We start from the raw sequence: 13,884 nt of genomic DNA on the forward strand, positions 1-13,884 counted from the left end.
TATTCTGCTACAGGTGATCCAGGCCTTCGGACTGACCAGCAACCCTCGCAAGGAGCTTCCGCCCGCCGTCGACGACGTCTCGTTCGAGGCGCGGGCGGGCCGCGTCACCGCATTGCTCGGAGCATCGGGCGCCGGCAAGACGACGGCACTCAGACTCATGCTCGGGCTCCAACAGGGCCGCGGTCTCACCTACTTCAGAGGCCGCCCCCTGCACCGCATCGCCCACCCCTCGCGCGAGGTGGGCGTGCTGCTGGGGGACGTTCCGGGCCACCCCGCCCGTACGGTGCGCGGCCATCTCCGCATGCTGTGCGCGGCGGCGGGCGTGCCCGTCAGCCGGGCGGACGAGGTCCTGGAGTCGGCCGGTCTCCAGAACCTGCGCGACGAACGCCTCGGCACCCTCTCCCGCGGCATGGACCGACGCCTCGGACTGGCCTGCGCGCTGGTCCCCGACCCGCACACCCTGGTCCTCGACGACCCCGCCGGCGCACTCTCCGCCCAGGATGCCCGACGGTTGCACGGCGCACTGCGTGCCCACGCCGCCCAGGGCGGCACGGTCCTGTTCAGCACGGCGGACCCCAAGGAGGCCGCGCGCAGTGCCGACCACGTCGTCACGCTGGAGCGGGGCAGGGTCGTCGCCGACCAGGAGGCGGCGGAGTTCTCCCGTACCCGGCTGCGACCCCGTGTCGCCGTACGCAGCCCGTACGCCGCCCGCCTCGCCGCCCTGGTGACGAAGGAGGCCCGCACGGCACGCCGTTCCGTCGAGGTGGTCCGCGAGGGCGGCAACCGGCTCGCGGTCTACGGCAGTACGTGCGCCGACATCGGTGAGACGGCTTTCCGGCACGGGATCCTCGTACACCAACTGGCCGACGAGGTAGGTGACATGGGCCCCGGGGCCGGTGGGATCCCGGCAGCCCGGCAGCAGGAGCGACGGGCGGCGGACGCCGATCGTGCGCAGGACGCCGAGACGTCCGGCACGCCGCGCCCGTCACCCGCCACGGAGGAAGACGCAGCCGCGGACACGGCCGGAGACCCTGACGGCTCCGCACCCGGTACCGTCCTGCACAGAGCCCCTGGCCCCCGCCAAGCCCTCGCCCCCGGCGACCGCCCCGGACCTCCCGGACCCTCCGGACCTCCCGGACCCCCCGGACCCTCCGGACCCCCCGGACCCCCGGGATCCCCCGGGCCCTCCGCACCCGACGCCGCCCCGCCCCGCGCCCCGCGCCACTCCAGCAGCCTGATCCCCGGCAGCGCGACGGCCCGGGATACGGACGCCACGCTTCCGCCCCCCATCTCCGTCCGCTCCGCCCCCAGCCCCCTCCGTCCGCTGCGCTACGAACTCCGTCGTGCGGCGGGGGTTCGTACCGGGTTCGTCACCGGTGCGGTCGTGCTCCTCGTGTCCGCCGTCACCGCCGTGATCCTGGCCCGTGTCGGACACACCCCGCAGCCGCGGCTCCTGGCCGCGTGGCCGCGGGAGCTCCCGCTGCCGCCCGCCGCACTCGGCGCGGGGCTGCTCGGCGCCCTCGCCTTCGGCGACGAGTTCCGCCATCCCGCCCTGGCGGCGGACCGCGGCACCGTGCCCCGCCGCATGGGCCTGCTGACCGCCAAACTCCTCGTCTCCGCCGCGACCGCACTGCTGCTGGCCGCCCTGACGGTGGGGTGCGACGCCGAGCTGCTCCGTCTCTTCTACGGCCCGGAGCTCGCGGAGGTCCCCGCCGACTGGCCCGCGCTGAGCGCCGGTTGGCTCGGACTCGTCGTCGGGTGCGCCTGGTCCGGAGTGCTCGCCGCGGGTGTCTTCCGGTCCACCACCGCCGGGCTGGCGGCAGTGGTCGCCGTCCCGGTCGTCGTCGTACCGCTCGTACAGAAGGTCTGGACGGGCCCGTCCGTGCGGACGGCTGCCGGGTTCCCGATGCGGGTGCGCGAAGTCCTGCTGACCCAGTGGCCGTTCGGCGGGGAGCGGTATGTGGCCGAGATCCTGCGCCTGATCGCCCAACCGGTGAGCGGCGCAATGACGTTGTCGCTGACCGCTCTGCTCTGCGCCTATCTGCTCACGACCTTGCGCAGCAGGGTTTGACGCCCTTGTCCCACCCTTCCGTTCCGACCGTGTGCGCAACTCCCCGGGGAAAGCCCATTTCTTTCCGATAAGGCGTCAATTGCGACGGGGTGAGCGATCACCCTTTCGTGTGCTTTTCACCAAAGACCTCAAGGGAGTTGGGATCAGCGCCGACAAAGGATGCGTGAGTACCCTTGCGCACACCATGATGACCGCCGCCCGTTCCGCCGACTCCGGCCTCGCGAACCCGGGCGAACTCGACCGCTACCCGTACGCGGAGACGCCTTCCGTCGACCGCGTCGGGGCGCCCTCCTGGGAAGGGGTGGAGCCCGAGCTGGGCCGCGTGGGCCGGCGCACCGCGGGCAACCGTGGCCGCGGACTGCACGGGCAACTCGTCCAGCAGCTTGGCCAGATGATCGTTTCGGGCGACCTGGGCGCCGACCGCCCGCTGGTGCCCGAGGAGATCGGGCAGCGTTTCGAGGTCTCCCGCACCGTGGTACGGGAGTCCCTTCGCGTGCTGGAGGCGAAGGGGCTGGTCAGCGCCCGTCCCAACGTCGGCACCCGGGTGCGCCCCGTCAGTGACTGGAACCTCCTGGATCCGGACATCATCGAATGGCGTGCCTTCGGCCCGCAGCGCGACGACCAGCGTCGCGAGCTGAGCGAGCTGCGCTGGACGATCGAGCCGCTGGCCGCGCGCCTGGCCGCCGGGCACGGGCGTGAGGACGTCCAGCAGCGGCTCTCCGACATGGTCGGGATCATGGGCCACGCCATGGGGCAGGGCGACGCGCTCACCTTCTCGCGCGCGGACGCCGAGTTCCACAGCCTGCTGATCCAGGTCGCGGGCAACCGGATGCTGGACCATCTCTCCGGGATCGTCTCCGCGGCACTCCATGTCTCCGGCGGCCCGGTCACGGGCTGTGACCGGCCGAACGACGTGTCGCTCGCGCAGCACGGCAGGATCGTCGACGCCCTCGCCACCGGCGACGGCGCGGCGGCCGAGGCGGCCATGCGTCAGGTTCTGACCGTCCACCCCGAGGTGGAACGCGTGGTGCCCGCCCCTCGCGAGCACTGACCGCTTCCGCCGAACGGCGCGGTCCGGACACGCCAAACCCCTCCTGTGGCAGTGGCCGGCCGCCGCCGTCACCGTCGGACCCCGCGGAACCGCTGATGGTTCCGCGGGGTCCGACGGTCTGATGAAAGACTGAGCCTTCCCGGTGTGGCCGGAACGCATGAGTCGATGACCTTGTTCATCCACATCTGACCGGTTTTGATCGCTTATGGGGTGTGACTCGGGCCACGCGGATTGGGCGTAACGCTCTTGGGAACAACACGATGACCTAAGAGGTGACAGCCGCGGAGGAATACGGACGCCGTTCACGGCGCTGTGCATCTCCCCGGCCCGCCCGCACCGTCGGCCCATCCCAAGCCGGTGGTCGGCCCCTGTCCGCCGTGGACGGGGCTGGAAGCCGTTTTTCAACGTTCCGAGAGGTTGTTCGTGTCGGCCAGCACATCCCGTACGCTCCCGCCGGAGATCGCCGAGTCCGTCTCTGTCATGGCGCTCATCGAGCGGGGAAAGGCTGAGGGGCAGATCGCCGGCGATGACGTGCGTCGGGCCTTCGAAGCTGACCAGATTCCGGCCACTCAGTGGAAGAACGTACTGCGCAGCCTCAACCAGATCCTCGAGGAAGAGGGTGTGACGCTGATGGTCAGTGCCGCAGAGCCCAAGCGCACCCGAAAGAGCGTCGCAGCGAAGAGTCCCGCCAAGCGCACCGCCACGAAGGCGGTCGCGGCCAAGACGGTGACCAGCAGGAAGGCGGCCGCTCCCGCCGCCCCGGCGGCGCCCGCCGCCGAGCCCGCCATCGACGAAGAGGCGCCCGCCAAGAAGGCGGCGGCCAAGAAGACGACCGCCAAGAAGGCGACGGCGAAGAAGACGACCGCCAAGAAGGCGGCGGCGAAGAAGACGACCGCCAAGAAGGAAGACGGCGAGCTTCTCGAGGACGAGGCGACCGAGGAGCCGAAGGCCGCGACGGAGGAGCCCGAGGGCACCGAGAACGCGGGCTTCGTGCTGTCCGACGAGGACGAGGACGACGCTCCGGCCCAGCAGGTCGCCGCGGCCGGCGCCACCGCCGACCCGGTCAAGGACTACCTCAAGCAGATCGGCAAGGTCCCGCTGCTCAACGCCGAGCAGGAGGTCGAACTCGCCAAGCGCATCGAGGCCGGTCTGTTCGCCGAGGACAAGCTGGCGAACTCCGACAAGCTCGCGCCCAAGCTCAAGCGCGAACTGGAGATCATCGCCGAGGACGGCCGCCGCGCCAAGAACCACCTGCTGGAGGCCAACCTCCGCCTGGTGGTCTCCCTGGCCAAGCGCTACACCGGCCGCGGCATGCTCTTCCTGGACCTCATCCAGGAGGGCAACCTCGGTCTGATCCGCGCCGTGGAGAAGTTCGACTACACCAAGGGCTACAAGTTCTCCACGTACGCCACCTGGTGGATCCGCCAGGCGATCACCCGCGCGATGGCCGACCAGGCCCGCACCATCCGTATCCCGGTGCACATGGTCGAGGTCATCAACAAGCTCGCGCGCGTGCAGCGCCAGATGCTCCAGGACCTGGGCCGCGAGCCCACCCCGGAGGAGCTGGCCAAGGAGCTCGACATGACCCCGGAGAAGGTCATCGAGGTCCAGAAGTACGGCCGCGAGCCCATCTCGCTGCACACCCCGCTGGGCGAGGACGGCGACAGCGAGTTCGGTGACCTGATCGAGGACTCCGAGGCGGTCGTCCCGGCCGACGCGGTCAGCTTCACCCTCCTGCAGGAGCAGCTGCACTCCGTGCTCGACACCCTGTCCGAGCGCGAGGCGGGCGTCGTCTCCATGCGCTTCGGTCTCACCGACGGTCAGCCGAAGACCCTCGACGAGATCGGCAAGGTGTACGGCGTCACGCGTGAGCGCATCCGCCAGATCGAGTCGAAGACCATGTCGAAGCTGCGGCACCCGTCGCGCTCCCAGGTGCTGCGCGACTACCTCGACTAGGTCGCGGCAGGCAGTACGAGCGGACGGTACGACAAGCCGGTACGAGTGACGGAGGCCCGGTCCCGCCTGGTGCGGACCGGGCCTTCGCGCTGGGCAGCGGGTGCGCGACACGGCGTACTGGATCACTCTGGGTGTCTCATGACCACCTAGGAGTGAGGAGCCCGCATGCGTCGTCTCTTTGCCCGGACACTGGCCCGGCCGCTGGTGCTGGCGGCCGCGGCGACCGCGATACCGCTGGGGTCCGCCGCCCCCGCGGCCGCCGACAGCATCGTCGTCGGAGGATTCCCGGTCGAAGTGTCCGACAGCCCGTGGACCGTCGCCCTGTCCAGCCGTGACCGGTTCGGGGGTACGCGGGCGGGGCAGTTCTGCGGGGGAGTGGCCGTCGGCCGGACCACCGTGCTCACGGCGGCCCACTGCCTGGGGGAGGGGGTGCTCGGGTCGCCACCGGAGCAGGTGGACGACCTGAAGGTCATCGCCGGCCGGACCGACCTGCTGTCGGACCAGGGACAGGAGATCCGCGTCCGCTCCGTGTGGGTGAATCCGGAGCACGACGACGGGAGCAACGCCGGCGACTTCGCGGTGCTCACCCTCTCCGAAGCGCTGCCCGCCGGCTCCGTCATAGGGATGGCCGCGGAAGGCGACCCCGCCTACACACCGGACACGGGTGCCCTCGTCTACGGCTGGGGGGACACCTCCGGCGCGGGCGACTACGCGAACGGCCTGCACGCGACCCGGGTGCGCGTGCTCCCCGACGCGTCCTGCGAGCGGGCGTATCCGGGGAGCGACGACGGGCGGTACCTCCCGAGCACCATGCTCTGCGCCGGGGAGGAGGCCGGTGGCCGCGACGCCTGTCAGGGGGACAGCGGAGGACCACTGGTCGGCCAGGGGAGGCTCATCGGCCTGGTGTCCTGGGGGAGCGGCTGCGGGCGCCCGGGCAGTCCCGGGGTGTACACGCGGGTCTCCTCGATACTGCGGACGCTGGGCTGGGACGGCACGGCCGTGCGGCAGCGCGGGGGCGTCTGACGGCCGCTGAGAGCCTTCAGAGTACGAGCACGGGCGGCCGCCTCCGGAATCCGGAGGCGGCCGCCCGTTCATCGGCCTGTGCCGATTCGGCTCGTCGTCGGGCGCGTCGAGTCAGCGCTCTTCCTCGGCGGAAGATGCCGGAACGGCCGTCAGCCGCTCCGTCTCGTCCTGTATCTCAGCGGCGATCTTCTTGAGTTCCGGCTCGAACTTGCGACCGTGGTGGGCGCAGAAGAGCAGTTCTCCGCCGCTCAGCAGGACGACGCGCAGATATGCCTGGGCGCCGCAGCGGTCGCAGCGATCGGCGGCCGTCAGCGGGCTTGCGGAAGTCAGAACAGTAGTCACGTCGCCTCTTCTCTAGCTCGACGAGCTGTCGTACCAGGGTCAACATCCAACCAGCCCCAAAACGTTCCCGCTCGTGGCTTTTCCTCGAAAAAACTTTCCGAGGGGCCGGCTGTTGCCGATTGGCGGCGAATGTGCCGTATTGCGTGTCTCTGTGTCGTACGGGTTCGCGCGGTCGGTCAGGGTCGGTCCCGCCGGCTGGGTTGCCGGTTTGTTCATGAGGACGTGCCCGGAGCCTAAATGGTTCATGCCTCGAAGGGAACGTGATGTGTACTTCACCCCATCGAGGGATCGAACAGGCATGCGACCCTGGACTAGGGTGAGTGCGTGACGAGGGTGGCGTTACAGCGGCTCTACCAGGGCTCGGTACCCTCTGACCGGTGAACCGAGCCACGCCCTTACCCAGCGGGGCCCCATCTGAAATTCAGCGAGGAGCGAACCGCGTGACCGCCGAGACATCCGTGCCGTCCACTGCGCTGCTGGCAGGAGCAGACCGGGACGGGTCCAACTACACCGCGCGGCACCTGCTCGTCCTCGAGGGGCTCGAGGCCGTGCGCAAGCGTCCGGGCATGTACATCGGATCCACCGACAGCCGCGGTCTGATGCACTGCCTGTGGGAGATCATCGACAACTCCGTCGACGAGGCCCTGGGTGGTTACTGCGACCACATCGAGGTGATCCTCCACGACGACGCCTCGGTGGAGGTCCGGGACAACGGCCGGGGCATCCCGGTCGACGTCGAGCCCAAGACCGGCCTGTCCGGCGTCGAGGTCGTCATGACCAAGCTGCACGCCGGCGGCAAGTTCGGCGGTGGCGCCTACGCCGCCTCCGGCGGTCTGCACGGTGTCGGCGCCTCCGTGGTGAACGCCCTGTCCGCCCGCCTGGACATCGAGGTCGACCTCGGCGGGCACACCCACGCCATCAGTTTCCGCCGCGGCGTCCCGGGCGCCTTCGCGGGAGCGGGCCCGGACGCCAAGTTCGACGCCGGGAGCGGGCTGCGCAAGACCAAGAAGATCCCCAAAAGCCGCCGAGGCACGCGCGTGCGGTACTGGGCGGACCGGCAGATCTTCCTCAGGGACGCGAAGCTCTCCCTGGACACCCTGCACCAGCGGGCCCGCCAGACCGCGTTCCTGGTGCCCGGGCTGACCATCGTCGTGCGGGACGAGTTCGGTCTCGGCGACGGCGGCAGCAAGGGTGAGGAGTCGTTCCGCTTCGACGGCGGCATCAGTGAGTTCTGCGAGTACCTGGCCAGTGACCGGCCCGTCTGCGACACCCTCCGCTTCAGCGGGCAGGGCAGCTTCAAGGAGACGGTCCCCGTGCTGGACGACGACGGGCAGATGACCCCGACGGAGGTCACGCGTGACCTGGGTGTCGACGTCGCGATGCGCTGGGGCACCGGGTACGACACCACGATCAGGTCGTTCGTCAACATCATCGCCACGCCCAAGGGCGGCACCCACGTCGCCGGCTTCGAGCAGGCGGTGGCGAAGACGATGAACGAGGTGCTGCGCACCAAGAAGATGCTGCGCGTCGCCGAGGACGACATCGTCAAGGACGACGCCCTGGAGGGCCTGACGGCGGTCGTCACCGTCCGCCTCGCCGAGCCGCAGTTCGAGGGGCAGACCAAGGAGGTCCTCGGCACCTCGGCGGCCCGCCGGATCGTGAACAACGTGATCACCAAGGAACTGAAGGCGTTCCTGACCTCGACCAAGCGCGACGCCGCCCAGCAGGCGCGCGTGGTCATGGAGAAGGCCGTCGCCGCGGCCCGTACCCGTATCGCCGCGCGCCAGCACAAGGACGCCCAGCGCCGCAAGACGGCCCTGGAGTCGTCGTCGCTGCCCGCGAAGCTCGCGGACTGCCGCAGCGACGACGTCGACCGCAGCGAGCTGTTCATCGTCGAGGGCGACTCCGCGCTGGGCACCGCCAAGCTCGCCCGCAACTCCGAGTTCCAGGCGCTGCTGCCGATCCGGGGCAAGATCCTCAACGTCCAGAAGTCGTCCGTCACGGACATGCTGAAGAACGCCGAGTGCGGGGCGATCATCCAGGTCATAGGGGCGGGCTCGGGCCGTACCTTCGACATCGACGCGGCCCGTTACGGCAAGATCATCATGATGACCGACGCCGATGTGGACGGCTCCCACATCCGCACCCTGCTGCTGACCCTCTTCCACCGCTACATGCGGCCCATGGTCGAGGCCGGCCGGGTGTTCGCCGCGGTGCCGCCGCTGCACCGCATCGAGCTGGTCCAGCCGAAGAAGGGCCAGGACAAGTACGTCTACACGTACTCGGACCGGGAGCTGCGCGACAAGCTCATGGAGTTCCAGAGCAAGAACATCCGGTACAAGGACTCCATCCAGCGCTACAAGGGCCTCGGCGAGATGGACGCCGACCAGCTCGCGGAGACCACCATGGACCCGCGCCGCCGTACCCTGCGCCGGATCAACCTGACCGACCTGGACTCCGCCGAGCAGGTCTTCGACCTGCTGATGGGCAACGACGTCGCACCCCGCAAGGAATTCATCTCCAGCTCGGCGGCAACGCTGGACCGGTCGCGCATCGACGCGTGACCACGCTCAGTCGTCGGACCGGGCCCGGGAGCGACAACCGGGCCCGGTCCGACGTATGTGCGGCCCGCGTCCTACGCCGCCGTCCCGGCGCATCGCCGTCTCCACCCCCGGGTGGAGCGCCGGGCCGGGTGCTGCTCCACCCATGATCCACCCGGGCTCCGATCCCGTGACCTCGTACTTTCCGTAACGTCGAAGGCGTCGGCGGGACCCCCGTCGGCATCACCCTTCTTCCGCTCACGGAGGCATGATGTCCGGGCTCCTCGACGCGTTGGCCGTCACGGCGGTGGTCGGCCTGGTGATCACCCGGCAGTTCCGCGCCAGTCGGATCGACACCGGCCGACGCCGGTGGGTGCTTCCCCTGGCGCTGGCCGTCGTCGCGCTGCGTGAACCGGGCATGATCGACGCCCATCATCAGACGGCCGCCGTGCTCCTGCTCGCCGCCGAGATGATCGTCGGCCTGGTCACCGGGGTCGGCTGGGCCTGGACCACCCGGATATGGGTCGAGGCCGACGGCGGTGTGTGGAGCCGGGGCACCCGGGCGAGCGTCGCGGTGTGGGGCGTCGGCATCGCGCTGCGCGTCGGCCTCTACGGGGTCGGTGCGGCCCTGGGGGTGCGACAGGACAGCTCCGCCCTGCTGCTCGCCCTCGCGGCGACCCTGCTGGTCCGGTCCGGCATCCTGGCCTGGCGCGTTCAGGCCGCCCGTCCTTCCGGAGCCCCGGGTGCCGCGTACCGTGACGCCGTGACCCGGCCTGCCTGGAAGGAGCCCGCGTGACGGAGAACGTCTGGACGAGGTGGCCTTCCAAAGAGGCTCTCCTGCCCGAGAGCGTCTCGCGGCCCCGCCGGCTGCTCGCCCTGGCGGTGCGGCTGCTGGTCTTCGGGATGCTGCTGTGGGGAGCGTTCACCAGCAGCCGTCTGCACGGGTGGGGCTCGCTCGCGGCGGCTGTCGGCCTGGTGGGCGCCGTGTGCGCGGCGTGGGCCTTCTTCCGGACCACACTCGCGCACCGGTTGTGGCCGTCCCTGGCACTCGTCGCCGTGCTGCTCGCCATCGCGGTCGCCGCCCAGTCCGTCGGCTTCGGGGTCCCCGCACTGGTCATCTGGTGCGGCTGCGCCGTGGTGGCCCTGGAGCGGATGCCCATCGCCGCCGCGCTGCCCGTGACCTCGGTCGCGCTGGCCTCCTACGCCGTCGTCAGCGACGACGCATGGCTGACCGCGGTCGCGACGGCGGGCGGACTGGCTCTGGCCGGATACGTCCTGCGCCTCGACGCCGAGGCGCGGGGGAGCGCGCAGCGGCTGCTGGCCCAGGAGCGGGCCGCCCGGGCGGCCGAGGCGGAGTCCGCAGCACTCGCGGAGCGGGCCCGTATCGCCCGGGAGATCCACGACGTGCTGGCGCACAGCCTCTCGGCTCAGATGGTGCACCTGGAGGCGGCCCGGTTGCTGATCGAGCGGGACGCGGACCGGCAGCAGATCCTGGACCGGGTGGTGGCGGCGAGGGGGATGGCCCGCGACGGACTCGCCGAGACGCGGCAGGCGCTGTCCGCGCTGCGGGGCGACCTGACGCCGCTGGAGGACTTCCTGGCTCAGCTCGTCGAAATGGCTGAGGGCTCCGCGGAGGTCACCATTACGGGGGAACGCAGGCCGCTACCGGCCGAGGCGTCACAGGCGGTGCGCAGAGTGGCTCAGGAGGCGCTGACGAACGCCCGCAGGCACGCTCCCGGCGCCGGCGTGCGGGTGCGGCTTGACTACGGTGCCCGCGAAGTGACGCTGGACGTGCGGGACTCGGGAGGCCCGCCCGGCGAAGTCACCGGCGCCGGAGGTGGGTACGGTCTGCTGGGCATGCGGGAGCGTGCCGAGTTGCTGGGCGGCTCGTTGCGGGCAGGTCCGGGCGAGGAAGGGTTCGTGGTGACGTTGAAGGTGCCCGTATGACGCGGGAGGCCGGGGAGACGCCCGCGCGGGTGGTGGTCGCGGACGATCAGACCGTTGTGCGGGAGGGGATCGTGATGCTGCTCGGGCTCCTGCCCGGCGTCGAAGTCGTCGGGGCCGCCGGTGACGGCGAGGAGGCGGTCCGGCTCGTCGCCGAACTCGCGCCGGACGTGGTGCTGATGGACCTGCGCATGCCCAGATGCGACGGGGTGGAGGCCACCCGCCGGATCCGGTCCGAACACCCCGGGACGCAGGTCGTCGTGCTCACGACGTACGCGGACGACGAGTCGGTGTTCCCCGCGTTGCGGGCGGGGGCTCGCGGCTACCTCACCAAGGACGCGGGCGGGGACGAGATCGTCCGGGCGGTGCACGGCGTGCTGTCCGGAGACGCGGGACTGGCGCCGAGCATCCAGCGGCGGCTGCTGGAGCGCCTGTCCGAGTCCGAGCCGCGGCGCGCGGGACCGCCCGAGCCACCCGACGGGCTCACCGCCCGGGAGACCGAGGTGCTGGTTCTCATCGCCGAAGGGCTCAACAACCACCAGATCGCGAGCCGGTTGCAGGTCTCCACGGCGACGGTGAAGACCCATATCAACAACCTGTTCGCCAAGGCGGGCATCAAGGACCGTGCTCAGGCGGTGCGTTACGCCTATGGGAAGGGGCTGGTGCGGCCACCAGCGGGATGAATCACCTGATGGGGTGAAGTGCCTGGGGAAGAAGAGTCGGGGATCTTCCCGTTCTGTCCATCCTTGGGCATGCAGTCAAGCAACGATCGGTCCCGCGGTGCCGGGGGCGGTCCCGAGAGCGCGGCCGACCACCGCGCGGTGCCGGGCAGGGCCTACGTCGAGACGGCCCCCGGCCCGCCGTACGACGGCCCGCCGTACGACGGCCCGCCGTACGACGACCCGTGGTACGACGCGCTCGCCTCCGGCTGGGGCGAGTCGGCCGGCCCCTCAGCTCCCGAGCCGGCGGTGCCGCCGATGCGTCGGGACGCCCCGGCGCAGCAGCCCCGGGCCGCGGCCGACGTGTACCTGGAGGTCCAGCGCAGCGCGGCCTTCCAGGAGGTCCGCAGCCGGTACCGGAGGTTCGTGGTACCGGCCGTCGCCGGCTTCTTCCTCTGGTACGTCGCCTACGTGGTGACCGCCACGTCGGCGCCCTCCCTGATGGCCCGGCCGGTGGCCGGCGCGGTGAACGTGGCGATGGTCGCCGGGCTCGGGCAGTTCCTCACCACGTTCCTGCTCACCTGGGCCTATGCCCGGCACGCCCGGCTGCGCAGGGACCGGGCCGCGCTCGAACTGCGCTGGGACACCCAGGAGCTGACCCGCGGGGCACGGGGCGGTGCGTCGTGACGGGTGACCACCAGACGCTGGCCCTGCTGCTGTTCAGCACGTTCGTCGCCGTCACGCTCGGGATCACCACCTGGGTGGGCCGCCACCGGCAGGGGTCCGCGGAGGAGTTCTACGCGGGAGGCCGCCTCTTCTCACCGATGGAGAATGGTTTTGCCATCTCCGGCGACTACATGTCGGCCGCGTCCTTCCTCGGCATCTCGGGACTCATCGCGCTCTACGGCTACGACGGCATGCTCTACTCGGTGGGCTTCCTGGTGGCGTGGCTCGTGGTCCTGTTCCTCGTCGCCGAACTGGTCCGCAACTGCGGGCGGTTCACCCTCGCCGACGTCGTCGCCGCCCGGATGAGGGAGCGGCCGGTGAGGATCGCGGCGGGGACCTCCTCGGTCACCGTCTCCGTCCTGTACCTGGTGGCGCAGATGGTGGGCGCGGGCAGCCTGGTCGCGCTGCTGCTGGGCGGGACGAGCGAGGCGGCGCGGACGTGGACCGTCATCGGCGTCGGTGCCCTCATGGTGATCTACGTGTCGCTGGGCGGGATGCGCGCCACCACCTGGATCCAGATCGTGAAGGCGGTACTGCTGCTCGGTGGCACCGTGGCGCTGACCACGCTCGTCCTGGTGCGCTTCCACGGCGACGTCGACCGGCTGCTGCGCACGGCGGCCGAGCGCAGCGGCCACGGTGAGGCGTTCCTCGCGCCCGGCCTGGCGTACGGCGGGGACTGGGTCTCCCGCCTCGACTTCATCAGCCTGGGGCTCGCCCTGGTGCTGGGCACGGCCGGGCTGCCGCACATCCTGTCCCGCTTCTACACCGTGCCCACCGCCCGGGCGGCGAGGCGGTCCGTGGTCTGGTCGATCGGTCTCATCGGCGGCTTCTACCTGATGACGATCGTGCTCGGGTTCGGTGCCGCCGCCCTGGTCGGGCCGGACGCCGTACGCGCGTCCAACGCCGCCGGGAACACGGCGGTGCCGCTGCTCGCCCTCGACCTGGGCGGCGGCGCGCAGTCCACCGGCGGGACGGTCCTGTTCGCGGTGGTCGCCGCCGTGGCGTTCGCCACCATCCTCGCGGTGGTGGCCGGCATCACCCTGGCGTCCTCGGCGTCCGTGGCCCACGACCTGTACGCGTCCTTGCGGCGCCGCCACTCCGAGCCGCGCAGCGAGGTCGCCGTGGCGCGGGTCGCCGCCGTCGGTGTCGGCGCCGTCGCGATCGGGCTCGGACTGCTCGCCCGCGACCTCAACGTCGCCTTCCTGGTGGGCCTCGCCTTCGCCGTGGCCGCCTCGGCCAACCTGCCGGTGCTGCTCTACTCGCTGTTCTGGCGCGGCTTCACCACGCGCGGCGCGGTGTGGGCGGTCTACGGCGGTCTGGTGCCGTCGGTGGTGCTCGTGCTGCTGTCCCCGGTGGTCTCCGGCAACCCGCAGTCGCTCTTCCCGGGCCTCGACTTCCAGTACTTCCCGCTGCAGAACCCGGGGCTCGTCTCGATCCCGCTGGGCTTCGTCGCCGGCTGGCTGGGCACGGTCACCTCGCCGGAGGAACCCGACGAGGCCAGGCACGCCGAGACCGAGGTGCGGTCGCTGACCGGGGCGGGGGCCGTGTAGGAACGGCCGATCGGCCACACCG

At 71.1% G+C, this 13,884-nt stretch carries 11 protein-coding genes; 10 read left to right on the top strand and 1 reads right to left on the bottom strand.

Annotated features, from left to right (window positions below; translation table 11 throughout):
• Positions 1 to 13 precede the first annotated feature (13 nt).
• The 4 genes from BZZ08_RS06040 to BZZ08_RS06055 all read left to right on the top strand — a co-directional run bounded on the left by BZZ08_RS06040 (position 14) and on the right by BZZ08_RS06055 (position 6,101).
• Entirely contained in the window at positions 14 to 2,071 is a 2,058-nt protein-coding gene (locus BZZ08_RS06040) for an ABC transporter ATP-binding protein (protein ID WP_104631089.1), read from the top strand.
• Between the two features lie 163 nt (positions 2,072 to 2,234).
• A complete protein-coding gene (gene whiH, locus BZZ08_RS06045) occupies positions 2,235 to 3,122 on the top strand; it encodes a sporulation transcriptional regulator WhiH (RefSeq protein ID WP_104631090.1) in 888 nt (295 codons plus the stop codon).
• Between the two features lie 423 nt (positions 3,123 to 3,545).
• Positions 3,546 to 5,078: an RNA polymerase sigma factor gene (locus BZZ08_RS06050; RefSeq protein ID WP_104631156.1), complete on the top strand. Its 1,533-nt coding sequence runs from the start codon at positions 3,546 to 3,548 to the stop codon at positions 5,076 to 5,078.
• A gap of 165 nt (positions 5,079 to 5,243) precedes the next feature.
• Positions 5,244 to 6,101: a S1 family peptidase gene (locus tag BZZ08_RS06055; protein WP_104631091.1), complete on the top strand. Its 858-nt coding sequence runs from the start codon at positions 5,244 to 5,246 to the stop codon at positions 6,099 to 6,101.
• A 111-nt stretch (positions 6,102 to 6,212) separates the two neighbouring features.
• On the opposite strand, the gene BZZ08_RS06060 is transcribed toward BZZ08_RS06055, so the two are convergent.
• Positions 6,213 to 6,443 (bottom strand): DUF7455 domain-containing protein, encoded by a 231-nt coding sequence (locus tag BZZ08_RS06060; protein ID WP_007445070.1) that lies wholly within the window; start codon positions 6,441 to 6,443, stop codon positions 6,213 to 6,215.
• 440 nt (positions 6,444 to 6,883) lie between these two features.
• Here BZZ08_RS06060 and BZZ08_RS06065 point away from each other — a divergent pair, with 440 nt between their 5' ends.
• The 6 genes from BZZ08_RS06065 to BZZ08_RS06090 all read left to right on the top strand — a co-directional run bounded on the left by BZZ08_RS06065 (position 6,884) and on the right by BZZ08_RS06090 (position 13,862).
• Positions 6,884 to 9,007, top strand: coding sequence for a DNA gyrase/topoisomerase IV subunit B (locus BZZ08_RS06065; RefSeq protein WP_104631092.1), 2,124 nt, complete (start codon positions 6,884 to 6,886; stop codon positions 9,005 to 9,007).
• A gap of 247 nt (positions 9,008 to 9,254) precedes the next feature.
• Positions 9,255 to 9,779, top strand: coding sequence for a DUF1453 family protein (locus tag BZZ08_RS06070; protein WP_104631157.1), 525 nt, complete (start codon positions 9,255 to 9,257; stop codon positions 9,777 to 9,779).
• Positions 9,776 to 10,930 carry a sensor histidine kinase gene (locus BZZ08_RS06075; protein ID WP_104631093.1) on the top strand — a complete coding sequence of 385 codons (1,155 nt, stop codon included), beginning with the start codon at positions 9,776 to 9,778 and terminating at the stop codon, positions 10,928 to 10,930. Before BZZ08_RS06070 ends, BZZ08_RS06075 begins: the two co-directional genes overlap by 4 nt.
• The gene (locus tag BZZ08_RS06080) at positions 10,927 to 11,610 is read left to right on the top strand and encodes a response regulator transcription factor (RefSeq protein ID WP_104631094.1); all 684 of its coding nucleotides are present in this window, start codon (positions 10,927 to 10,929) and stop codon (positions 11,608 to 11,610) included. The genes BZZ08_RS06075 and BZZ08_RS06080 overlap by 4 nt, the downstream gene beginning before the upstream one ends.
• Before the next feature lie 69 nt (positions 11,611 to 11,679).
• Positions 11,680 to 12,273 (top strand): DUF485 domain-containing protein, encoded by a 594-nt coding sequence (locus tag BZZ08_RS06085; protein ID WP_104631095.1) that lies wholly within the window; start codon positions 11,680 to 11,682, stop codon positions 12,271 to 12,273.
• Positions 12,270 to 13,862 carry a solute symporter family protein gene (locus BZZ08_RS06090; RefSeq protein ID WP_104631096.1) on the top strand — a complete coding sequence of 531 codons (1,593 nt, stop codon included), beginning with the start codon at positions 12,270 to 12,272 and terminating at the stop codon, positions 13,860 to 13,862. Before BZZ08_RS06085 ends, BZZ08_RS06090 begins: the two co-directional genes overlap by 4 nt.
• Positions 13,863 to 13,884: the final 22 nt, after the last annotated feature.

The sequence above is a fragment of the Streptomyces sp. MH60 genome (genome assembly GCF_002939385.1).
Lineage (GTDB): Bacteria > Actinomycetota > Actinomycetes > Streptomycetales > Streptomycetaceae > Streptomyces.